The following is a 24,252-nucleotide window of genomic DNA, read 5'->3' on the forward strand; positions in this document are numbered from 1 at the left end:
GATTTGGCCTTAAAATAATGTCTTTTAAATGTTAAAAAATCTAGGAATTAAAAGTACTATTTGATTGTAAAAAAATACCCTGCCAATTGGTATTGGCAGGGTTTGGGTTTTTATTTGTAGCGTTTTGACCTTAAATCACATAACAAAAACCTTATTCTGCTATTCTTTTGTCTTTTAGAGGCATTCTTTATTTATCCCTTCACTATATATTTACCAAATACCACACTAAAAGTACTGCGAATATACCAGCAGTAAACCCAATTACATCTAGAAATCCCCCTATCCTTCTCTATATAAGAATAAAGGATCACAAAACTATTGCATCTCATTAACCTTAAAATTAACAGCATGAGCTTTCTAGCAAACTATAAATCAACGAAGAAGAATGTAACAGCATGAGCAAATTCTAATGCTCTTATCCATAGAACTGACCGCCAAAGAATCGGTTTTCGGCAATGCCAAGTTCTTTAAAAAATAGATTTCAATTTAACCAATCACTACACTATTTAAATTTCTAAAAAATGTCAAAATTCTCCGAACAGGTAAATATCACCATAGAAGGCTTTACCCAAAATGTGATTTATTACAATCTTGAGCTTTCCCAAAAAATGGCAGACCACCATCATTTTTCTTTCTTTTGGCAATACACCGGAAAACCTATCATTGCTCCGCAGGATCAGGAAAAAGCTATTAGCAGTTACATTGGCAGCGAGGTAATTTTTACCTTTAAGGTAAAAGGCATCCGCTTAATGTCTAAAGGGAGAATTACAAAATTGGGCTCTATCGATAAGAACGGAAGCCCTGCCGGACTGCACGTTACAGGAATAAGCCATACCATTGCTCTTGATGATATGCCAAAATCCAGAATCTTTCGCGAGAAAAGCCTCCAGCAGATCGGACTGGAGATTTTTGCCGAAGAAAGTTCAGGAGAATTTTACCAGAGGGAAGCCATTACTCCAACTTATACAAAGGAATTCAGTTTTAAAACCCAGTACAACGAAACAAGCTTTGATTTTCTTAAACGCCTTTCTTCACGCTACGCCCAATGGTTTTATTTTGACGGAATGCGCATGCAGTTTGGCCAGATTAAAAACACAGATATTAAGCTTATAAACGAATCATCGCTCCATAACTTTAGCATCGAGGCCAGCTTGATTTCGCATAAAACCTCGTTCAGCAGCTATGACTACAATAGCGCTTCACGCATAAAAAATGGTGCAGAAAAAACCTCCGAAGGAAGCCAAGACCGATTTGCATCGCTTGCCGTCTTTAAGCAGCCTTACATTGTAAGACCCGGACTTGAAAACGGCGCGTATACCAGCAACGCCCAAAATAAAGAGGAAATTGACGAAATGGTGAAAATGCAGACCGCTGCACGCGATGCCAACAGCATATTTTACAGCGGCACCTCCTATCTGCCTATAGGTTTGGGACAGACTTTTTTCATCGAAAACAAGAACGTAGAGCACCACCTGCTGGCTGTTGAAATTACGCACCGCTCTGAAGTAAACGGAAATTACACCTGCCAATTCAAAGCAATTCCCTCCGATGTGGCAGCGCCGCACTACACAGACGTAAATGTATTTGCTACCGCCGAAAGCCAGCCCGCAATAGTAATTGACAATAACGACCCTGAAAAAATGGGACGCATAAAAGTGGATTTTTTCTGGAATGGCTGGACAAGCAAAAGCGATTGGATGCGGGTGGTTCAGCCTTACTCCGGTTCTGGAAAAGGGCTTTACTTCAGGCCCGAAATTGGCGAAGAAGTTCAGGTGAGCTTTGAAGCCGGCAATGCAGAACGCCCGTATGTTTCTGGCACCTATTACAACGGAAAAGAAATGCCCGATTTCTTTGATGCCGAAAACCGAATAAAAGGATGGAAACTCCCTTTTGGACAGCTTTTCAAGTTTATTGAAAAAGTGGGCATCTGGCTTTCTGACCCAAGCGGGAATGAATTGCATATGAATGAAGAAACAAAAAGCATTAATGTGACCTCTCCTGAAACAGTTACAATACGCGCTAAAAATATTGTTTTTGAGGCTAGCGAGAGCATAACAGTAAAAGCAGGAACTGATATTGATATGAGTGCAGGAAACAATATGACGCAAGAAGCAGGAAATGATATTTTTATAAATGCGGAAGGCACTATTCTGGAGCGCTCAGATAATAGAACTGAACTTGTTGAAAAGGATTTTAGTCGCACTTCAGACATCTCAAATGAAATAGCTTCAGAAGTAAGCCTCTATAGTAATGAAGAAAATATGACTATACAAAGTGGAAAACAAGTCCATATTAATAGTGCTGAAAAATCTAATCTTTTTTAATTTTTTAAATTATGGGAATAACTAAACGAGCAAAAAATATTAAAATAAAAGTTATAGAGGACTATCAATTAGTTGTTAAAGGAAAACTTGAAAAAGATTCCAACAAATTAAATTTTGAAGCTACAAAAGGAGATTTAAATTTAATAAGTGGAAAAAAAATAATAGCTCATGGCGAAGAAAAACAATCTTAAAATAACAACCATTAGAGGTGAGAAAAAATAGTGTCAGAAAATATAACATTTTATTAGGTTTCATAATCATAGTAGTAATAACTGTAGTAATAATAACAATGAGTTCATATATAGAAAAAAAATATGAGTGGTCTGCACATATTTCAGCCCCAAAAGAATATCCGGTTGAAGTCTATACGGGAGCAGCAGGAGGTTATTTTTTTAGTCAAATGGGAGGTTTTAGTAATGCTGGATGGGGACGTAGTATAAGTGACACGGACATCAAAGCTCCCGTGCCTCATAGACTAGATATGACATGGCTGTCTTATGTAGACGATAAATTTTATAAAGGAGAATGGAAGCTTCCTGTTGAAAAAATACAGCAACTTTTTGATGAAGGCTATTATTCTAAAAAAGGTCCGGAAGCTGAAACAAAACCTTATAATTGCATAAACATTGGATTAGGTCCAAAAGGAATGGTGGTGGTTTGGGTTGCAGGAACAGACAAGCAGGTAGAAGTAGCGAGGTTTCAAGCTCATGAAACTATTTTAGATCCCAAACTGATTACCGAAGAGGAAAAGTATATGTTTGAAAAAAACTATGCCAAGGATATGCTAACATATGATGGCACAATTTCCAAAGAATTAAGAGAATATATAAGCCAAAATGGATATCCGCCAGCAGAGGTTTACGAAGCCTATAGGAAAAAATACCTATGGAGACCAAAAGTAATATTACCAGAAGGTTCGAAAATTAGTAGATTGTACATTAAAATGTCCAATGGAGAATTCGAAGACCCTTTCGACAGACCAACTGACCAAAGGCATAGGGCAATTCCTTGTGCTTTTCAAATTTTTTGGTCTGTTACAAACGGCAAAAAAGAACAAGAGTTTGTATCCCGCATTGCTTTCACCCAAGATAAGTATTATTGGGCAAAATACCTTGAAATAAGCGGATATGATGAATTCCCAATGGATTTTGATAAAAACGAAATTAGGAAATTGTTTAAGGAGCATATTGATAAAAACAAACCCGCAGAAATGGTTATAAAAATTAACCCTGATCTTGAAAATAAGTCAGAACGAGTTACTGATTTGTATATTGAACAAGGAGGCAAACAATATCCTATAAGAGAAAGAGTAACGCGAACAGGTAAATTGAATTGATTATGAGTATAATATTTGGAGATTACACGCCGCCTGAAAAAGAGGATGAAACACAAGATTTAACTATAGGAGTTTTTTTTGATGGAACCAATAACAATAAAAACAATACCAAAGCCAAGGAATATTATGATAAAAGAGCAAGAGGCGAAAAATTAACGCCCGAAGAAGAAATTTCGGCAGAAGCTTATAGAAGATATGGCAGAGATCATGAAAGCAGCAGTTATTATAATGCTTGGTCTAATGTAGCACGACTTCATGACGTATATCCAGATAATTTGGCGGTATATGTTGACGGAATCGGTACCGTAAAAGAAAAAAGTGATGAACTATTAGGTGCTGGTTTTGGTACTGGAGATACAGGCATATTAGCTAAAGTACAAGAAGGCTGTAAAAAGTTGGCTGCAACAATCGACAAAGAAAGTAAAAACAAAGAAGTGCCTGTACTTTATCTGGATGTTTTTGGTTTCAGTCGTGGTGCAGCCGCTGCCAGAGTCTTTCTAAATGAAATCAGCAAAAAAGCTATGCCTTTATCTGTCAATCAAAAAAACAAAGCAGGGTATTTGGGATATTATCTGGCACAAAACGGTATCAAAGTAAGTCTGATAAAAGTACGTTTTTTGGGGCTTTTTGATACGGTTTCGTCTTATTCAGCACTGGCAAGTGCAAAACCTAATTTCGAGAATGACAAAACGGAGATACCTTTAAATAATCTGTCTAAAGCGAATACTGTAATGCATTTTATTGCAACTGATGAACACCGTAATAATTTTTCGCTTACCAAAACTACTATAGGAAAAGAGAAAGAATTTCCTGGCGTGCACTCAGACATCGGCGGCAGTTATAATAATGGCGTTGAAACAGTTGCAATCATTGAGAAAAATTTTAAAGAAGTGCTTAATAAACTTTCAGAAAAGCTGATTGCCGAATCTTGGTATCTTGATGATCAGCTGCAAATTTCTTTCTTTGGCCCTAAACACGAATTAAAAGGCGTAAGGAACTTAAAAAACACTTACAGCTATATTACATTGCATTTTATGGCAGAATCGGCCATAGCTGCACAAAAAGTACCATTTAACATGGAAAAATTAGAAATAAAAAAATACAGTATTTCTAAGGATGCTTTGCTTATGCGAGTAAAAAAGCGTTTGCGAAAATATGTTTTTGGTGATGCAAACCCTTATGATTTTAAATGGTATGGTGAAATTCATGCAAAATATAAAGGTATTAAAGATGGAAATATACTCTTTGAAACATATAAGCAGGAAATACAAGAACAAAAAGATTTAAGGGAGCTTCGTAATAAGTACCTGCATTGGTCAGCTGATAATGGTTCTTTAGGAATGGAGCCAACAAAAAATCGAAAACGTAAAACATTTTAGGTCTTTCTCTTCACTTTTAAACTCCTGTGTCTTCCCCCTGCTAGCGAGAGCGTCCCGCTCGTGAACACTAAGTTTATGTCCCCGAATTAAATTAAGCCTCAAGCGCACGAGCAGGATGCTCTCGCTAGCAGAGGGAACTGGTATGGAACCCACACAGGATAGCCAAAATAATATAATCTGGAAACGAACAATAATCAAAGGATAACGATGAAACAGAAAATACATTGTTTAATTACTGTCTTAATTGCATTGAATATCACCTTAACATCATGTCAAAATAATATGAAAGAAGAAAAATATTCTTGGGGTGCTGCAGTCTGCACACCAAAAAACTACCCTGCTGAAATTTTTTCAGGACATTTAATATTAGGTGGCAATCCCAAAAGTAGTTATGTGTACATGCCTTTTGATGATGTTATTAATAGCTATGATTTAGGTGACAATGATGGCTCTTCTTCTGGCCAAGCAGAAGGAATTTCGCCTAAAACGCTAGACATATCTTGGCTCTCATATACTGAAAGCAAAAGTTATTCGGGAATCTTTCAACTCGATTCAGATAAAATAGAATCCTTAATGATAAATGGCAGCGAAAGACCATATTGGGATAAAGATGCAAAAAAAATTGGAATAACTGTAGATAAACATTTTGTAATTAATGCAGGGCTTTTCCCTGGAGGTATGGTCGTTTTATACGTTTTTAGTCCTTCAAATATGACCATTGTTGGGCGTTATCAGGCTCATGAGGATAAAACTGTAGATTGGGGCGTTGCACATGAAATAATGAAAACCCAAGAAGGTATTGATGAAACAATCAGAGTTAATATTAAAGATTTGCCACAAGAAATATTAAACCAGATTAAAAATGGCACCATTCCATTTGGATATTGGGAAACTCTTTTTAAAGAATATAATTTAACTCCTCAGGTTAAAGCAGAAGATAAAGTAGAAACGATTCATATAAATTATATTAATGGAGAATTTGAGTCTATTTTCTTGAGTTTAAACAGAAATGTAATGCCAGTAAAAAAACGTGCTATTCCACGTAAAGTAAATATTGTTTGGCACGATGTAAACGATAGACGTATGGAAAGCGATGTTTTTTTTGATGAAAAAAAATCGATGGCTCTTTTTGAAGAACTACAAGCAGGAGAAGCTGTCCATTTCATAATAGAAATTGACCGTAATACAAAACCAAGAGAAACTAAAGGGATTTCTATAAAATTAAAATCTGATTCTTCTGAAATTGATATGAATGAGGCAATTGTTTCACAGGAATCGTTTACGAAATCTATACCTTATTAGAAAAACAAAGAATATGAAAAGGCTAAAATACACCCCCTGCTAGCGAGAGCGTCCCGCTCGCGAACACTAAGTTTATGTACCCGAATAAATTAAGCCTCAGGCGCACGAGCAGGATGCTCGCGCTAGCAGAGAGAGTATAGAAAACAGCTTGCGGTAAATAAAATTACGGTTGAACAATTTAATCTTATGGTCAACGACCACAACATGTTGTGGCAATTAAGAAGTAAATACTTCCATTGGTCTGCCAAATTTGGAGACATGGGATTTGAGCCCAATTTTGATTTTACGGATAAATTCAATATTCGCAGATTTAGAAAAACAGCAAAAGATTCATAAAAATGAAAAAGTATTTCCTGAACATTATTTTATTAATAACAATTTCATGTCAAAAACAAATGGAAGAAAAATTTGAATGGCTACCCACCGAAAGTGCGCCAAAGTTATACCCTATGAATATTTATACAGGTCATTTATACTTTGAAGATGGGGGCAGTGTGTATATACCCTGTTCAGGTAGGGCACATAACGGTTGGGGCAACGATGGCTCCACGCATACCCAAGGTGAAGATTTGAAACCAGTTCCAATAAAATTAGCCATTACTTGGGCATCTTTTACTGAAAATAAATTCTATACCGGCAGTTGGGATTTGCCCAAGGACAAAATGCTAAAATTATTTAAGGAGGGAGTAGTAAATTACGACACTGCAACACGGCAGACCTATACCCAAATTTTAGTAGGGTGCGCGCCTGGAGGAGTAGTTGTGGTCTGGATGTATGGTGCGGGCAATCAGGTTGAAATTGGGCGTTATCAGGCTCATGAAACCCATATTGCCATGAGTGACTATGTACCGGGTAATGAGACTGCAGACCAAAAAGAGTTTTTTAAAACTCTCGCAGAGTTAAGTCCGGAGTTAGAGGCGATAAGAAAACAAAGGGGAGGCATTGAATATGGCCTTTGGGATAGCTACAGAAAAAAATATACTTGGCGTACGCGCATAGAAATTCCAAATCATGGATTTGAGGACATGAGTTTAGAAATGTACAATGGCGAAAAGGAAGATATTTTTGATGAACCGCTCAAAAAAAATGAATTTAAAGAAAGAGCTGTTCCTCAAAATGTAACGTTTATGTTGAGAAACTTTAAAAGAAAAAGAATTGTTTTCGCATTAGATTTAGACGAGGAAGAGATTTTTAATTTATTCAAACAAGCTGATGCAACAAAAACCATAGAAATTATTTTACGGGCAAATGAAGATTTAAGCAACCCTAGCCTTATTTTTAAACAAGGTGATAAAGAAACCCCTATTGTGAAAATAGACTTAGAGAATACTTGGGAATATGAAAGTCTTAGTCGTAACGAATAAAAACAGATGATGTGTTTTTTGATGAAAAGAAATCAAAAGCCATATTTGAAAATCCTAAAGAAGGAGAAAAAATAAGTTTCATAATTGGAATTGACCGAAACAAAAAACCAAGAGAAACCAAAGGGATGTCCATAAAACTAAAAACAGTATCTGGAGAAGTTGATAGATGCAATGGTATCTCAGGAATCGTTTACGAAATCTATACCTTATTAGAAAAACTAAAAAACCCTGCAAATACCAATTCGCAGGGCTTTCTTTTTTTATTGATTTATTTTTAAACTGGCACAAGCCTTATAAATCTGCTTTTCTGAAAATGGCGATAACGTTTCTGCCAGATTACGGCTGGTTCTTAAACAGCTTAGTATTTTTTGCCTTAAATTGATATCGTCGCCAAACTCTGTATGCATTAAAAGCTCGAAGATTTCCTGCAAATACATGGGCTGTTCTTTGTAATCTCCCTCAAACAATTCGTCTGAAAGGAAATTAATTACGGATGGCACTACATCACGATGTGTTGGTTTTTGATTTTCTTTTGACATTTTCGAAAATATTTAAACGCACGAAGCCCTCATTTTCGGTTGTGTCAAAACACTACAAGGAGTGGAATTAGGGCTATCACTAGCTCCAGCAACGTGAATGAGGGCTCGTTTATGTTAACTTAAAATTTAAGTTTTCGGATTTCTCCTTGTATAGTATTTCGACTTTGCAAAGATATGCTTTTATTTTAAAAAGAAAGAAAAAACTTACTTTTTAATTTTTTAGATTTTAATTCTGAGTTTAGGTTGATAACAAAGATATAAATTATTATTACTGATATAATTGTTCTCTGATTTCAATTAAGCTTTGAACTGCTTTTTTTTCATCTGCCTTTTCAGGAAGATTGCAAGTTAGATAATGACTTTCTATTGAAGTGATTAAATTATCTGCCATTTCAAGTAAATCATCATATTCTTTATTTCCGGCTTTTATATCTAATAATTCTTTACGATTGGAAACTCTGATATTCAATTTTCCTGTTGAAAGAATTTGTTCAGCCGTTTGCAAAAGACGAATGGTATGCATCATATTTTTGCTATCGTAATTTTTTCCGTGCTGTTGATTAGTATTGTAACGATCCTCGTTTCGTTTTTCAATCCAACCCCAATATTCGGTATATTCTTTACAATATTTAGAATATCCATCCTGATTGCAGGATAAATAACCAATCAGCTTTTCATTTTTTGGAATTGACGAAAGTGACACTTCATTAGAATTTTCTTTCTGAATAATTCCTTTATAACATAAAGACTTATTTTCATCATAAAACATAGCAAACATTCCTTTTGAATTAGGAAGATTGACCAAACCAATTTGTTCCTGATTCCAATTGTTTTCTTGTAAAAACCCTAATAATGAAATAGTTTCATAACCTTTTAAAACATAACAAAAATCCAAAAGGCTTTTTTTTTCTTTTGGTAACGGATTTACAATTTTTTTGTTCAATCCTCTTGCCTTTTTTATTTGTGTTACAGCATAACCCGCAAAAGAGTCTTTACAAAGTTTAGACAGAAAATCTTCTATTTTCAATTTTTCCATTAACGGATGTTTGTACAAAATACAATCATCAGGCGAAGCCAAAATCTCCAAGATATTTGGATTATTTTTAAGCAATAATTCTACAAAACGACCAATTTCATAGTAAACCTCATCATTTGTCTCGTTACTAATCTGCGGAATATAATCTAATCCAAAGAATTTTTCTTTTGGCAAATAATAAATGCCTTTGATATCGGTATCTGATGTTGGCGTATTTAACCCAAAAGATTTACTTCCCGAAATGACTTCGAAAAGAATTAGATTTTGGGATTTTAGGTTTTGAATGGTCATTGCTTTATTTAATTCATCATGGCATCATAATGAGGCTCTCCTATTTCTTTAAAAATCATTTCAAAAGCATTAAATAAATTTTCTGGAACTTCATTTACTATTCTTTGATAAAACATATCGTCTAATGGAGAAACTTTATGACTGCCATCATTTATTTCAGAAATTAATGCACTACAAATATAATACCTAGGATCAGTAATAGAAATATTAGATAAAGCCCCCCAAGAATCTTTTCCTATCTTAGTAAAATTAGTATAACTCTCTAAAATTCTCCTCATTATATTGCAAAGAGAAATATTTAAATCATTATCATTTTTTTCTTTAAAAGTTTTTAATGAATTCCAAAGTAATGTATAGTCATTCAAAATTTCATTTTTATCTCCGGTACAAATTACGCTACTTTCATTTTTTGTCTTAGTTATATGAAAAAAAGTTTTATCATAACAAATAGGTCTGAATTCTGATGATACCTCCTTAAAAAAATAAAGATTATGTGACATTATAAAAACTTGTTGAATACTCGAGTTTCGTAATATTTTATGATCGGGTTTATTTCCTTTTTTTGCAATTAGTTGATGAACTAAAGTTGTAACTATAAATAGCACTTGGCTATCTAAACTTGATACAGGGTCATCAATTACAATAATTTTCTTTTTAGAGTTTTTATCAACATTATCGGTTCCAAGGCAAAGCTGATAAAAATATAAAAAGGAAATAAAATTTTTTTCACCTTCACTTAATGTCTTAAACACATTATTTGAATTTTCGTCATCAATCCTTTTCAGATAATACTGAGAAATATTATTAATCTTTTCTTTTTCATCAATTAAGAAACCATCGAAACCACTATTATTTAAAATTGTATTTATATTGGATATTGCTTCTTGTGTTGTAACTGTTTCTGTTTTCCATTGTTCTATTTTTTCTTTTGACTCCGAGATTAAAAAAATTAGAATGTTTTCAATTTCAACTTCAGAAAAATAATTTACTGAATAATTATACTTTTCAATATGATATTCTTCTATTTTTTCTTTGTTTTTAGTTGCTAAATATTCCCACAAATCATCTTCAAATTGCTTTTTATTTGAATCGAGATTATTAAAATCTTCATTATGTTTATGAATCAATCTTTTAATTTCCGAAATAGTTTCTTTAAAATTAAATATAGATTGAATTTCTTTTCTAATATTAGATTCTTTAATTTTTAAATCAATCTGTTCAATGTTTTTATCGAAAAAAGTTTTTACGGAATCGTATAAATTAGAAACAAGATTTTTGTCATTATATTCATTTAAAACATTCCTTATTTCTTGTAGTAAAAGAGAAAGAGTTGAAACATAATTCTCCTTCAATTTTTCTAATTGTGATATTTTATTTTTAAAATTTTGGTCAAAATAATCTTCAAACTTCTTAATCAATTCACCATCGATAGTTTCTTTTTGACAAAAAGGGCATTTTTGCAAATCCTTATCGGCTTCTAAAAATGATATTCCAGTTGAGACCCAATTACTAATTCCGAGATTATTAATCATCTCAGCTATATCAATATCATTATTTCCTATAATTATTTCTTGTAGAAGTTTATTTAATTCCTCTTCTTGCCTTCTTATTTTAAAATACAGTTCTGTAGAAATATTGGAACTAATTTTTATTATTTCGTTGTCATAAAATCTTTTATACTTAACTATTAATTCATCAAAAACAATATTTTCATTATTTATTTTCTTACATAAAACATCTTGAATTTTATCGAAATTATTTTGAACTTGTTTGAAAGGAAATGAATCTTTAATTTTTAAAAAAGATTGCAATGCATTTTTTCGTTCTTCAAAACATTCTTTCTTTAACCGATCAAAGTTTGCTTTATCCTCTTGAAAAATCTTCTCTTTTCTTGGCTGTAAAACCTCTTTTAGATAATCTGAATTTTGTTTTAAATAAATACTTTCATCTTCAATTAATTTATCAATTACGTCATTACCTTGATTAAGAGAAAAAATACCATTCTGAACATCTTTTTTAATAAAATTTTTGTCTGTAAATTTTTCATCAAAAACAAGTATTTCATAATCATTATCTAGATATCCTATTTGACTACAATTATTGAATTCAGAAGATCTTGAATACTCATCTAATGTTAAATCATAAAGAAATTTAGCAATTGTTGATTTTCCAGAACCATTCTTCCCAAAAAAGAAATTAACCTTTTTCAATTCGCTAATTACAACTTCATTTTTGTAACTTGATATTCCTTTAAGTTTAATATTAGTAATCATAAATTATAGTTTTAATGCATAATTTCATTTCTAAAAAACAAATCCAACTCCTCACTCAACTTCTTCCCACTTCCCAACTTACTTGCATTTTCCTGATTAAATTTTACCGTTTCCAATAAAAAGTCAGTTATTAATACTTCTTTTGGATGTAAATACTTTTCGTCTTGGCTGGCTTTTATGGCTTGTAATTCTTCTATTTTTTCTTGTATATTGTATGGCGCAATTGGCAATAAATCGGCAAAAGCAACTGGCGGAAAAATATTCTTTTCTATAATCCATTTTCCAGCTAATGCGGTGCGCAAAGCATAGAAATAACTTTTTAGTTTTACTTCTTCCTTTTCGCAAACCTCCATAAAATTTTTTGTTGTTCCTAAATAGTGATGTAAAACCCCAATTGGCGAAAAACATTCTACGGCTAACTCCTGCATTTGCTTTACAAAATCATCATTTTTGAAATACACAATTGGCGAAAATAACCACTCGATCAAAGGTGCGTTAGATTTTGCTAATAATATTACGGCTTTCCGTAAATCCCAACCAGAACCGTCAAGATCATCTTCTGTCATAAATTCTATTATGTCTGGTTTTTCCCAAAGCGATAAATAATATTCTGGTTTGTGTTTGTATATAAAACGGATATCATAATCGCTGTCTAGAGAAGCAAATCCCCAAGCACGACTTCCAGATTCTACCGCGAATAGTATTTCTACATTTTTTTGTAGTTCGATTTCTTTTAATTTGGCAAGTATTTTTTCTTTCATGATTTCTTCAAATGTAATTAAACAAAAAAGCTTAAAATCAAGTAATAATACGTGATTTTAAAGCCACAAATAAATACCTAACAGGTTTTTGAAACCTGTTAGGAAAACAAACTTAAATCCCAAAAAAGCCTTTAGAATTCCTAGTCGTTTCCTCCGCAACCTTATCCAAAGTAATTCCTTTAAACTGTGCAATTGTTCCGGCAACGTACGGCAGAAAAGCAGGTTCGCAACGACGTTCGTGGTATTTCTTTAAAAGGCTGTTTGGGACATTTTTAGGAAGCATAAACGGCGCATCAGTTTCAATCATCATTCGGTCGAGCGGTATGTATTGAATGACTTCTTTTAAATGACTGAAACGTTTGGCATCTGAAATCGCTCCCGTAAAACCCAGATAAAATCCGTTATCGAGATAGGTTTTGGCTTCCTGCAAAGTTCCCGTAAAACAATGCACAACGGCTTTTGGCAATTGCGGTAAATAGTCTTTCGTGATATTCATAAAAGAATTAAAAGCGCTTCTTTCGTGTAAAAACAAAGGTTTCTGTACTTCGATCGCCAATTCTAATTGGGCTTTATAACATTCTTCCTGTTTGTTTCGGGGCGAAAAGTCACGATCAAAATCGAGTCCGCATTCGCCAACTGAAACTACGTGTTTCAGTTCTAATAATTTCCTAAGTTTCGAAATACTCTGCGCATCGAAACTCTTCGCATCATGCGGGTGTATTCCTGCCGTTGCATACAGCACGCCCGGATACTGCCTCGCAATCTTCGCAGATTCTTCGCTATTTCGTACGCTGGTGCCGGTGAGTATCATTTGCGATACATCGGCGTCGAGCGCGTCTTGTACGACATCGTCTATGTCGTTTTGGAATTGTTTGTTGGTCAAATTAATTCCGATATCTATATATGTTTTCATTTTTTTTTGTTTTTTGCCACGAAGGCACTAAGGCACAAAGTTTTTTTTATTCTTTGTGTTGGTTATTATTGTTTTAAGTTGCTAAGGTTCTGAGATACTAAGATGCTAAGTTTTTCTTTTTAATCTCGCAAAGTCGCAGAGTCGAAAAGTTTTTTGTTTCACGCTCCCGATAGCTATCGGGATTGCAGATTCTAGCTGATTTAAAATGATTTTTATAAATAATCTGCGAGCATCTGCTTAAATCTTTTTAAATCTGCGTGAAAAAATCTTTAACCACAAAGTTTGTCATTTCGACGGAGGAGACCCGAGCGATAGCGAACAGGCGAAGCAAATCTTCGCGAGAAACTCTACAAAGATTGGACTCACGTTGTGGAGCTACTTGTGGAGATTTCTCCTCCGTCGAAATGACATAAAATGAGGTTAATCGCTGTAATGAGAAACCTTAGAACCTTAGTATCTTAGAACCTCAGTATCTTAAAAGAAACTAATCCTCTTTGCTCCCATCATCTGCCATTCTCACCAGTTTCGGTGTAAATTTGGCAACAACATCTACTAAATCTTTCTGCGCTTCCATAACCTGATTGATATCTTTATAGGCCATTGGGGCTTCGTCTAGACCTGCTCCGATAAGCGTAACGCCATGATCTCTCAGAATCGATTTCATTTCAGTTTGTGTAATGTTTTTTATAGCTTGGGTTCTGCTCATTTGTCTTCCTGCTCCATGCGAAGCCGAATTAATGGCGTTCTCCTCGCCTTTTCCTCTCACCAAAAATCCCGGTGCGGTCATACTTCCCGGAATGATTCCCATAACGCCTTTTCCGGCTGGAGTTGCTCCTTTTCTATGTACGATCACTTCTTCGCCGTTCCAGATTTCTTTCCAGGCAAAATTATGGTGGTTTTCGACTTTGGCTAAAATTGTCGCACCTAGAGCGCGTTCCATTTTATTATGGATAATCTCGTGACAAGCCGAAGCGTAATCGCCAGCCAAATTCATCGCCAACCAGTATTCCTGACCTAACTGTGAGTTCATATCTAAATACGCCAAGTTTTTTGCCACTTCTGGAAGTCTGCATTCGTCTTTCGCAATTTTTGTATAATGTCCTGCAATTGTGGCTCCCATTCCGCGTGAACCGGAATGCGTTAACAAAGCGACGTATTTTCCTTTTGGGATATTCAAAACCGCATCGTCTTTCGCAAATTCCATAATTCCGAATTCCACAAAGTGATTTCCACCACCCGAAGATCCTAATTGCGACCAAGCTTTATCTTTCAAATTCTTCACAAACGGATTCATATTAAAAGTTTCGTTCTCCAAAACCGCATGATCTGATTTGTACTGGCCGTGAAATCCGTGACCTGCTCCAAAAATAGAATTGGCAATTAATTCTCTTTTGAATTTGGCTTCGTTTTCAAAGTAAAAATCTTCTGGAATATCATAAACCGACAACGCCATTCTACACCCAATATCAACTCCAACTCCATACGGAATAATGGCATTTTTTGTGGCTAAAACCCCGCCAATCGGTAATCCGTAACCTTGGTGCGCGTCTGGCATTAAAGCTCCCGCAACCGTCACAGGCAATTTCATGGCAATTTCCATTTGTTTTCTGGCTCCGTCTTCGATATGATCTAATCCGTAAGCCGAATACGCATTTGGGTTTTCATTTAAAGCAATAAAATCTTCTGGTTTTTCATTCGATTTTTCGATTAAAGCAACAGCCAGTTTGCTGAAGATTTTATCGTCGATATAGTTTTCAGGAGTTTCTAATACATTTTTGAAATTGGTAATCATTTCGTCTCTTGTGAATCCGTTTCTTTTGCTGTTTATTTTTAAGGCAATCCCGATTATTTTTCCTTCTGGGAATCCTAATTCTAATATATCTGTACCGTTTATTTGTGTTTTCATTTGTCTTTCTATTTTGATAGTACAAAGGTTAATTTCTACTGCGCAGTCATTTTGCGTAGTTTTTTATTTCTAAGTTTTTTTGCTTATGAAAGAGATGGCTCTCGCAGATTTTGCAGATTAAACAGATTTTTTTCTCTTTTTTTGTCACCCTGAGGAACGAAGGATCACATCCAATATTCCTCAAAAAGAATCGCCAATCTTTGTCGAGTTTCTTGTGTGATCCTTCGTTCCTCAGGATGACAAACAGTACGTTTAATAAAAAACTTAAAAAACTCTGCGTCTTCGCGCCTTTGCGAGATTAAATTTACCAATCTTTGCGGAGACGCACAGCAGTGCGCCTCTACAAACCTTTGTCACTTTGTCACTTTGCAACTTTGCAACTTTGCAACTAATCCACCAACAATTGCGTCACAACCGCTGGATTCATCGCCCATTGCGCTGTATAAACCTCATCGGCAATTTCATTTTCGGTGATTGTTAAACCTTGAGCTTCCGCTTTAAGCTGTAACAAACTACCAATATTCAATTTGCTGTTTAGTTTTGCCAACAACGCCTGAACGCCTTTGAAATCCAATCCACCTACAACCTGACCTCCGAAAGTCATCTCTAACCAAACGATTTCTCTTTTGGCTACATCCAACACTCCAAAAACCAAACCTTTAGCAACATTTTGCGTCACACGAACCTGATGATCTACACACGACGGATCGTATGCTACACCAGTTTTCTCCGAAATTTTCATCGGGTATTTGCTGTTCATCCAACCTACGACCAAATTTGGCGTAATACTTCCGTTGCTGTACGCATTACAAGTAAAAGTTACAAATTTAGCTTTGGCTTTCGCCAATTCGTCGATGTTAATGTTGATATATTCGGCAGTTCCAATTTTATTCGGAATGCTTCGGATATCTCCACTATGCTGACAACCTGTAGTCGTCAATCGGCTGAAAGAACAAATATCTGAACTGTTTTCGTAAGCGATATGACAGCTCAAATCCATATCTAAATGCTGCGCTGGCAAATCTTTACCCCATTGCATAAACAATCGTAATTCGTTTCCTTCAATTGGGAAACGTGTTCCCATTAAAGCAACTGGCAAATCCTGAACGGTTTCGCTTCGATCTCCTATAGAAACCGGAATATTAAACAATTGCGGATCGATATAGATTGTTTTGTTGGTGTTAACAATTTTCGCAAATCGTTTTTTCATGGCCAAAAGACACAATTCTTCGATTTGATTTTTCATCGCTTCCAACTGAAAATCTTCGTACAACTTCAATAAAGCGTTTGCTTCAATTCGTTTGTTTGTTCCGCCCAAAGGTTTCACACTTCTCTGCATGTTTTTATCAAAATAATTCTGAGCATACATGTTCAAAGTAAACACCAATCGAGCCGGAACTTTATCGATGATTTCTTCAAAATGAGCAATAGTTTCGTCTGCTCCAAACCATAGCATGTTTGAGAATAACGAACGCGCAAACAATCCTGGACGCTGTTTTAATAAGGCAAAAGTCTTATCGGCATCAAATTTCAATCTTGACGAATCTACTTTACTTTGCCAAACATCGTACACTTGGTTGTAGAACACATCCATTAAAAAGTTCAATTTCTCAAACCCTTTTCTTTTGCTGTATTCTGCCAAACGCAACGCTCGGATAAAACGAACCCACATTCCTCTTTTTGGATGCATGGTTTCGCACATAGCCTCCACTTCCATATTCATATTATTCAACCAATTTGCTACCATTAAACATTCTTTTCGGGAATATTTTAGTTTCAAATCTTTTTGAGAAGCAATTCTTGCCTGAACACTTGTATCTAAAACATTATGGAAATGTTGTGCATTTTTGGATGTTCTTTTGATAATCGTTTTTGGCTCAATAATCTGAAGCATTCCTGTGTTTTTATACCATAAGTATCGTAAGATATCTGTTGGTGTTTTTAAAAACTCAGAAGCCTCTTCTTCTTTACCGTTTTCGATCAAAAGATCAATTACGAGCATTAAAGTTTCCTTTATTGCTACTTCTGTTTTTGGTAAAGGCAAATATTGCATCGCCATTTTTAAACTATCTACTTGCGTAGCGTCTAAAGCGGTTTTAGATTGCAATAACGATATATAGAAATCATTTAAATCTTTTTCTGTCCACAATTCCAGCATTTTTAATTTGCTTCCTTGTCCGATATTTTCCAGTTTTCCAAATTCAAACGGAGTTCCACAGAACGGGCAACCATTGTATCTCTCTAATGGAAAAGTATTATCCGGAATAATATGTCCGCATTGTAAAGCTGTTCCGTTTTTAGTTTTAAAAACATTTCCGAAAAACGTGATAATATGATCCACAACAGATTCGCCTGTTGGTACATTCCATTCTTTTACCAATGGCGTCCAGTTTTTATCTGTTCCTAAAACTTCTCTTAGAACTTCTAAAACCTCGATTTTATAAGCTGGGCTCACGTTGTTTAAAGCGTGAAGCAAAGATTCAGAAAATGTAAATCCAAGTTTAGAAACATTGGCTAACAAAACTGAAGTTGTTCCTGATAAATTTTTAACATCATTCGTAATCATTTCTGATGGAATGAAAATAGCATTTTGGCGTAAACTGATTTTTAATAATTCTCTTGTTTTCATTTTTTTTAATTTTTAAAAATTTAGATAATTGCGTTTCTGATTTCTACCTAAAAGAGTTTTGAAGTAAGAAACACTTGACCTGAAATTTGACGATAATTGATTAACTAAGCTAAAATGGAGCGGGCTACCGCGAAGAAGTAAGTTAATCTTGACCCTCGTTTTTTATTAATGATAATTTTAAAACTTTGTTCGGATTCGAGCCGAAATTAGCCATTGTCTGAAGTAAGTTTTAATTGACCATTAATTGTGAAGCAGATGGGATTCGAACCCACGACACGGACATTAGAAGTGTACGAAGTAAGTTTTGATTGACCTTTTCAGGATAATTTCAAAACTACCTGCTCTACCGCTGAGCTACTGCTTCATAATAATTAAATAAAAAGGTAATGGTGTAAGTGTGTACATTGGAAAGTGTTTTCGAAGTAACTCAAACTTGACCTGTTTTATTCTTTTTTTTTATTTCTATGAACGTTTGTTTTTTATTTCTTGAACAAAGATTTCTAAACTAGTGCGCAGTAATTTTGCGTAGTAAAAATTTTGTTTCATTTTTTAGAAATACTATTTGTTTTATTTCCTGAGCAAAGATTTCAAAACTACTACGCAATTATTTTGCGCAGTAAAAAAAGAATTTTAAATTTGAGTAAAAAACAAAATGAATTTAGAGAAAATATATTCTGAATTACTTTATACTATTGGCTTTTCAGAAGATGAAATTCAGAAAAACTGGGAAGATTTAGAAAAGGCATATTCCAAAAAATCAAGGCATTATCATAATCTCACCCATTTAAAAGAAATGATAAAGGGTTTTGAAACGTATCGCGATAAACTTCAAAATCCAAACGAAATATTATTTTCTATTTTTTATCATGATTTTGTGTATTCGGCTTCCAAAAAAGATAACGAACTTAAAAGTGCTGAGTTTGCTTTGGCAATTTTTCCTGAAAATATCAATTTAAATAAACAATTGGTTTTTGATGCGATTTGTGCGACGCAACAACATCAGTATAATTCTATCGAAGACATTAATTGGTTAATCGATTTTGATTTGAAAATCCTCGCTAAAGATTGGGATGATTATAAAATCTACTTTGAACAAATTAGAAAAGAATATCGCATTTATCCTGATTTTCTATACAAACCCGGACGCGCAAAAGCGTTGAAGCATTTTCTGGAGAATGAATTTATTTTTCAGACTGATGAGTTTAGGAATTTATATGAGGGAAAAGCGAGAATTAATATTGAAAAGGAAATAGAGTTATTAAACTAAAAATTGAATCTCGCAAAGACGCAGAGTCGCAAAGTTTTTATTTAAAGTATTAATTAAACGCACAGTTTGTCATCCTGAGGAACGAAGGATCACATCCAATATTCCTCAAAGAGAATCGCCAATCTTTGTAGAGTTTCTTGTGTGATCCTTCGTTCCTCAGGATGACATAAAATGGGGGAAAATCATTTTAATTCTCATAATCTGTGGCTTAAAAAAATAAAAACTTTGCGCCTTCGACTTTGCGAGCAAAACACACACAGCAATGTCACAAAACAAAAATGCCCTAATTAGATACAAAACGATCGATAAATGTCTGCAGAACAAATACAGGCAATGGACACTCGAAGATTTAATCGAAGAGTGTTCTGAAGCTTTATTTGAATATGAAGGAAGACAAAATCCAATCAGCAAGCGAACCATTCAAATGGATATTCAGCTCATGCGGAGTGAAAAACTGGGTTATAATGCACCAATCGTAGTTTACGATAAAAAGTATTATAAATATGAAGACGAAGATTTTTCGATAACCGATATTCCGCTAACGGAAACCGACATGAATGTTTTGACCGAAACGGTTTCGATGCTAAAACAGTTTAAAGATTTCTCTTTATTTAATGATGTATCGGATATTCTACAGCGGTTAGAGGATAAAATCTACGCCGAGAAATCGCATACCAAACCTGTTATTTATCTGGATAAAAATGAGAAATTAAAAGGACTTCATTATCTGGACGAAATATATCAGGCGATTATCAAGAAAATGGTTCTCATTATTACTTATAAATCTTTTAAATCCAGAGAAGAAACAAAATTCCATTTCCATCCTTGTATATTAAAAGAGTTTAATAATCGCTGGTTTTTAATCGGAAAGAAAAAAGCCTCACAGCCTATTACCAATTTGGCTTTGGATAGAATCATTTCTATTGATTACGATTTTAATCTTCCTTATTTAGAAGAAGATTTTGACGCTGACATTTATTACAAAGATGTAATTGGTGTTACAGTAAATTCAGGATTAAACGCAAGGCGTATTGAATTGTGGGTCGATGCTTCGAATGCACCTTATGTACTCACAAAACCTTTGCATACATCTCAGCGATTAATTAAGGAAAATGAAGACGGGAGTGTTATTATACATATATATGTAATACCAAATTATGAAATGGAAAGACTCCTTCTAGGTTTTGGAAGCTGTCTGGAAATTTTAAGACCTGAAAGTCTGAGAAATCGTATGAAAAAAACCCTTCAGGAGGCAATTTCGCGTTACGATTCTCAAAAACCAACTGAAATAAATGCATGATTTTTTACAGAATACAGAAATAAATGCTTTTTAAAAATTAAAAAAAGATTTTTACCGCATTAAAAATGTTAAAATCTAAAAAAAGAATAGTATATTTCACTTAAAATAAACTACCAAAACCCTCTAAATCAGGGATATTTTATAACTAACCAAAAAATTATTAAAAAATTATATGCATGCATAGTATTTTTTAATTATATTTGAAATCGATATAGTTACCTATGAAAGACAAAACGATAGATTATATTTTAAGAGCGACATGGCAAGCTGTTTCAAGAATGTATAATGAAGAGGCTGCAAAGTATGATGCAACAATGGCGACAGGATTTGCTCTTTTAAGTATGGACAAGGAAGAAGGAACTCCATCAACGGCTCTGGGCCCTAGAATGGGTATGGAAGCCACCAGCTTGACAAGAACTTTAAAATCTATGGAAGAAAAAGGTTTGATTGTTCGCAAAAAGAACCCAAGCGACGGTAGAGGTGTTTTAATCTATCTGACCGATTTTGGGAAAGAAAAAAGAGATTTATCTAAAAATACGGTTCTGAAGTTTAATGAAATGGTAAGAAAACATGTTTCGGAAGAAAAGCTGAATCATTTTATCGAAGTTTCTGAAATTATCAACGAACTGATTCACGATAAAAACATATTTAATCAAACAGAAAACACAGAAAAAGAATAATATTCTTTTCCTCCTACAAACAAATAGTAACAAATTATGAAATCGCCCACAATAAAGTTTTTTCCAATTAATAAAAAGGCGATAACATATTTGACAAATAGAAAACAAAATTAACAAATATGAAACGCACAATTAAAAAAGTTGCTGTAATTGGATCCGGAATTATGGGTTCAGGTATAGCTTGTCATTTTGCTAACATTGGTGTCGAAGTTTTACTTCTGGACATTGTACCGCGTGAACTGACCGAAGCTGAAGCTAAAAAAGGATTAACACTTGAAAGTAAAGCCGTTCGCAACCGTGTGGTAAACGAACATTTGGCGAATTCATTAAAATCAAAACCATCTCCTATTTACAGTCAGAAATTCGCAAACCGAATCACAACTGGAAATACGACAGATGATATGGCAAAAATTGCCAATGTTGACTGGATTATCGAGGTTGTTGTGGAGCGTTTAGACATTAAGAAATTAGTTTTTGAACAAATCGAGAAATTCCGTAAACCGGGAACTTTAGTTACTTCTAACACTTCTGGTATTCCAATTCATTTTATGAGTGAAGGAAGAAGCGAAGATTTCCAACAGCACTTTTGCGGAACTCACTTTTTTAACCCTGCGCGTTACTTAAAATTATTTGAAATTATTCCTGGTCCAAAAACTTCTACTGAAGTATTGGATTTCTTAAACGAATACGGATCTAAATTCTTAGGAAAAACTTCTGTTGTTGCTAAAGATACTCCGGCGTTTATTGGAAATAGAATTGGTATTTACGGAATCCAAAGTTTATTCCACTTAGTAAAAGAAATGGGATTAACAATTGAAGAAGTTGATAAATTGACTGGTCCAGTTATCGGTCGTCCAAAATCAGCTACTTTCCGTACTGTTGACGTTGTTGGTTTGGATACTTTGGTACACGTTGCCAACGGTATTTACGAAAACTGCCCTAACGACGAGCAACACGAATTGTTCAAACTTCCTGATTTCATCAACAAAATGATGGAAAATAATTGGTTAGGAAGCAAAACTGGACAAGGTTTTTATAAAAAAGTAGATAAAGATATTCTTTCTTTAGACTTAGATACATTAGAATACCGCGCTGCGAAAAAAGCAAATTTTGCTACTCTTGAATTAACTAAAACTATTGATAAACCAATCAATCGTTTTAAAGTTTTAGTTAAAGGAACAGACAAAGCGGGAGAATTCTACCGTAAGAGTTTCGCTGGAATGTTTGCGTATGTATCAAACAGAGTTCCTGAAATCTCAGACGAATTATACAAAATTGACGATGCCATGAAAGCTGGTTTTGGATGGGAAAATGGTCCATTCGAAATCTGGGATGCTATTGGTGTTGCGAAAGGAATTGAAATCATGAAAGCGGAAGGTTTAGAGCCTGCTGCATGGGTTACTGAAATGTTGGCTTCTGGAAGCGAAAGTTTCTACTCTGTAAAAGAAGGAGCAACTTATTTCTATAACATTCCAACAAAATCACAATTAAAAGTTCCTGGACAAGATTCATTCATTATCCTAAACAACATTCGCGAAAGCAAAAAAGTTTGGAGCAATAGCGGTGCAATCATTCAGGATTTAGGAGACGGAATCTTAAACTTAGAATTCCAATCTAAAATGAATACAATTGGTGGTGACGTTCTACAAGCTATCAATAAAGCAATCGACTTATCTGAAAAAGAATATCAAGGTTTAGTTATTGGAAACCAAGCAGCGAATTTCTCTGTTGGGGCTAATATCGGAATGATTTTCATGATGGCAGTTGAGCAGGAATATGATGAATTGAACATGGCAATTAAATTGTTCCAAGATACCATGATGCGTGTTCGTTACTCTTCTATTCCAGTTGTAGTAGCGCCTCACGGAATGACTTTTGGTGGTGGATGCGAAATGAGCTTACATGCTGATAAAGTGGTAGCTGCTGCAGAAACGTATATGGGATTAGTTGAATTTGGTGTTGGAGTTATCCCTGGCGGTGGTGGTTCTAAAGAAATGACTTTAAGAGCATCTGATTTATTCCGCAAAAATGATGTGGAATTGAACGTTCTTCAAGAGTATTTCTTAACAATCGCTATGGCTAAAGTTTCGACTTCTGGTTATGAAGCTTTTGATACCGGACTTCTTCAACATGGAAAAGATGTTATCGTAGTAAACAAAGATCGTCAGATTGCTGAAGCTAAAAAACATGCTTTGTTATTAGCTGAAGCAGGTTATACACAGCCAATCAGAAGAAACGATATTAAAGTTTTAGGAAAACAAGCTTTGGGTATGTTCTTAGTAGGAACAGATCAAATGCAAGCTGGAAAATACATTTCTGAACACGACAAGAAAATCGCTAACAAACTGGCTTATGTAATGGCGGGTGGTGATTTATCTGAAGCAACTTTAGTATCTGAACAATATTTATTAGATATCGAACGTGAAGCTTTCTTATCTCTTTGCACTGAACGTAAGACTTTAGAAAGAATCCAGTACATGTTAACTAAAGGAAAACCTTTGAGAAACTAGTATCAAGTAATAAGAATTAAGTATTAAGAAATGCACCAGTTTGAAAAATTAAAGATTTGGCAAAAAGCAATGGATATAGCGGTTTATGTTTATGAAATCTCAGCATTGCTGCCAAATGATGAAAAATTCAATTTAATTCATCAAATAAAAAAATGTGCTGTTTCTATTCCTTCAAATATTGCTGAAGGTTCAGGTAGAAATTCAGATAAAGAATTTATGCATTTTTTAGGAATTGCAAATGGTTCAACTTTTGAATTAATAACCCAATTAATACTTGCAAAAAGACTTAAGCTTGTTAATGAAGATTTAATTCAACCAACTATTAATCAATTAGTAGAAGTTTCGAATATGAATTTTTCATTTCAAAGATCACTAAAGGATAAAATCAACAAAACAATTGGAAAATCTTAATACTTAATTCTCCAATCTTAATACAATCATT

At 34.3% G+C, this 24,252-nt stretch carries 20 protein-coding genes and 1 tRNA gene; 13 read left to right on the forward strand and 8 right to left on the reverse strand.

What is annotated here, in order from left to right:
- Nucleotides 1-521: 521 nt before the first annotated feature.
- From QLQ95_RS01385 to QLQ95_RS01420, 8 genes are all read left to right on the forward strand, one after another.
- On the forward strand, nucleotides 522-2,324 hold the full coding sequence (locus QLQ95_RS01385) for a type VI secretion system Vgr family protein (RefSeq protein WP_482502281.1): 1,803 nt from the start codon (nucleotides 522-524) through the stop codon (nucleotides 2,322-2,324).
- An 11-nt stretch (nucleotides 2,325-2,335) separates the two neighbouring features.
- Nucleotides 2,336-2,515, forward strand: coding sequence for a hypothetical protein (locus QLQ95_RS01390; RefSeq protein WP_428238167.1), 180 nt, complete (start codon nucleotides 2,336-2,338; stop codon nucleotides 2,513-2,515).
- A 98-nt stretch (nucleotides 2,516-2,613) separates the two neighbouring features.
- A complete protein-coding gene (locus tag QLQ95_RS01395) occupies nucleotides 2,614-3,660 on the forward strand; it encodes a DUF2931 family protein (protein WP_482502283.1) in 1,047 nt (348 codons plus the stop codon).
- Between the two features lie 2 nt (nucleotides 3,661-3,662).
- Nucleotides 3,663-5,039: a T6SS phospholipase effector Tle1-like catalytic domain-containing protein gene (locus QLQ95_RS01400; RefSeq protein ID WP_482502285.1), complete on the forward strand. Its 1,377-nt coding sequence runs from the start codon at nucleotides 3,663-3,665 to the stop codon at nucleotides 5,037-5,039.
- A 282-nt stretch (nucleotides 5,040-5,321) separates the two neighbouring features.
- A complete protein-coding gene (locus QLQ95_RS01405; RefSeq protein WP_482502287.1) occupies nucleotides 5,322-6,341 on the forward strand; it encodes a DUF2931 family protein in 1,020 nt (339 codons plus the stop codon).
- Between the two features lie 186 nt (nucleotides 6,342-6,527).
- Nucleotides 6,528-6,677, forward strand: coding sequence for a hypothetical protein (locus QLQ95_RS01410; RefSeq protein WP_428238171.1), 150 nt, complete (start codon nucleotides 6,528-6,530; stop codon nucleotides 6,675-6,677).
- A 2-nt stretch (nucleotides 6,678-6,679) separates the two neighbouring features.
- Nucleotides 6,680-7,705, forward strand: a complete 1,026-nt coding sequence (locus tag QLQ95_RS01415; protein WP_482502289.1) for a DUF2931 family protein — start codon at nucleotides 6,680-6,682, stop codon at nucleotides 7,703-7,705.
- A gap of 11 nt (nucleotides 7,706-7,716) precedes the next feature.
- Complete coding sequence (locus QLQ95_RS01420) at nucleotides 7,717-7,983, forward strand: hypothetical protein (RefSeq protein WP_428238173.1); 267 nt, start codon at nucleotides 7,717-7,719, stop codon at nucleotides 7,981-7,983.
- Here QLQ95_RS01420 and QLQ95_RS01425 read toward each other — a convergent pair.
- From QLQ95_RS01425 to QLQ95_RS01460, 8 genes are all read right to left on the reverse strand, one after another.
- Nucleotides 7,966-8,244, reverse strand: a complete 279-nt coding sequence (locus QLQ95_RS01425) for a hypothetical protein (protein WP_482502291.1) — start codon at nucleotides 8,242-8,244, stop codon at nucleotides 7,966-7,968. The two genes, QLQ95_RS01420 and QLQ95_RS01425, sit on opposite strands and share 18 nt — an antisense overlap.
- Before the next feature lie 268 nt (nucleotides 8,245-8,512).
- Nucleotides 8,513-9,571: a nucleotidyltransferase domain-containing protein gene (locus QLQ95_RS01430; protein ID WP_482502293.1), complete on the reverse strand. Its 1,059-nt coding sequence runs from the start codon at nucleotides 9,569-9,571 to the stop codon at nucleotides 8,513-8,515.
- An 8-nt stretch (nucleotides 9,572-9,579) separates the two neighbouring features.
- Nucleotides 9,580-11,844, reverse strand: a complete 2,265-nt coding sequence (locus QLQ95_RS01435) for an AAA family ATPase (RefSeq protein WP_482502294.1) — start codon at nucleotides 11,842-11,844, stop codon at nucleotides 9,580-9,582.
- 11 nt (nucleotides 11,845-11,855) lie between these two features.
- Nucleotides 11,856-12,605, reverse strand: a complete 750-nt coding sequence (locus QLQ95_RS01440; RefSeq protein WP_482502296.1) for a nucleotidyltransferase domain-containing protein — start codon at nucleotides 12,603-12,605, stop codon at nucleotides 11,856-11,858.
- A gap of 112 nt (nucleotides 12,606-12,717) precedes the next feature.
- The gene (locus QLQ95_RS01445) at nucleotides 12,718-13,518 is read right to left on the reverse strand and encodes a TatD family hydrolase (protein WP_482502297.1); all 801 of its coding nucleotides are present in this window, start codon (nucleotides 13,516-13,518) and stop codon (nucleotides 12,718-12,720) included.
- A 484-nt stretch (nucleotides 13,519-14,002) separates the two neighbouring features.
- The gene (locus QLQ95_RS01450; protein ID WP_482502299.1) at nucleotides 14,003-15,424 is read right to left on the reverse strand and encodes an RtcB family protein; all 1,422 of its coding nucleotides are present in this window, start codon (nucleotides 15,422-15,424) and stop codon (nucleotides 14,003-14,005) included.
- Nucleotides 15,425-15,812: 388 nt separating this feature from the next.
- Nucleotides 15,813-18,053, reverse strand: coding sequence for a hypothetical protein (locus QLQ95_RS01455; protein WP_482502300.1), 2,241 nt, complete (start codon nucleotides 18,051-18,053; stop codon nucleotides 15,813-15,815).
- Between the two features lie 247 nt (nucleotides 18,054-18,300).
- Nucleotides 18,301-18,417: transfer RNA gene (locus QLQ95_RS01460), tRNA-OTHER, on the reverse strand.
- 288 nt (nucleotides 18,418-18,705) lie between these two features.
- On the opposite strand from QLQ95_RS01460, the gene QLQ95_RS01465 reads away from it, so the two are divergent.
- The 5 genes from QLQ95_RS01465 to QLQ95_RS01485 all read left to right on the forward strand — a co-directional run bounded on the left by QLQ95_RS01465 (nucleotide 18,706) and on the right by QLQ95_RS01485 (nucleotide 24,221).
- Nucleotides 18,706-19,320, forward strand: coding sequence for an HD domain-containing protein (locus QLQ95_RS01465; RefSeq protein ID WP_482502302.1), 615 nt, complete (start codon nucleotides 18,706-18,708; stop codon nucleotides 19,318-19,320).
- A gap of 262 nt (nucleotides 19,321-19,582) precedes the next feature.
- Nucleotides 19,583-20,620 carry a helix-turn-helix transcriptional regulator gene (locus QLQ95_RS01470; RefSeq protein ID WP_482502303.1) on the forward strand — a complete coding sequence of 346 codons (1,038 nt, stop codon included), beginning with the start codon at nucleotides 19,583-19,585 and terminating at the stop codon, nucleotides 20,618-20,620.
- Between the two features lie 221 nt (nucleotides 20,621-20,841).
- The gene (locus QLQ95_RS01475; protein ID WP_095928910.1) at nucleotides 20,842-21,300 is read left to right on the forward strand and encodes a MarR family winged helix-turn-helix transcriptional regulator; all 459 of its coding nucleotides are present in this window, start codon (nucleotides 20,842-20,844) and stop codon (nucleotides 21,298-21,300) included.
- A 119-nt stretch (nucleotides 21,301-21,419) separates the two neighbouring features.
- Nucleotides 21,420-23,810, forward strand: coding sequence for a 3-hydroxyacyl-CoA dehydrogenase/enoyl-CoA hydratase family protein (locus tag QLQ95_RS01480; RefSeq protein WP_482502305.1), 2,391 nt, complete (start codon nucleotides 21,420-21,422; stop codon nucleotides 23,808-23,810).
- Nucleotides 23,811-23,840: 30 nt separating this feature from the next.
- Nucleotides 23,841-24,221, forward strand: coding sequence for a four helix bundle protein (locus QLQ95_RS01485; protein ID WP_180858257.1), 381 nt, complete (start codon nucleotides 23,841-23,843; stop codon nucleotides 24,219-24,221).
- Nucleotides 24,222-24,252 lie beyond the last annotated feature (31 nt).

This window comes from Flavobacterium sp. B330r (genome assembly GCF_056824325.1).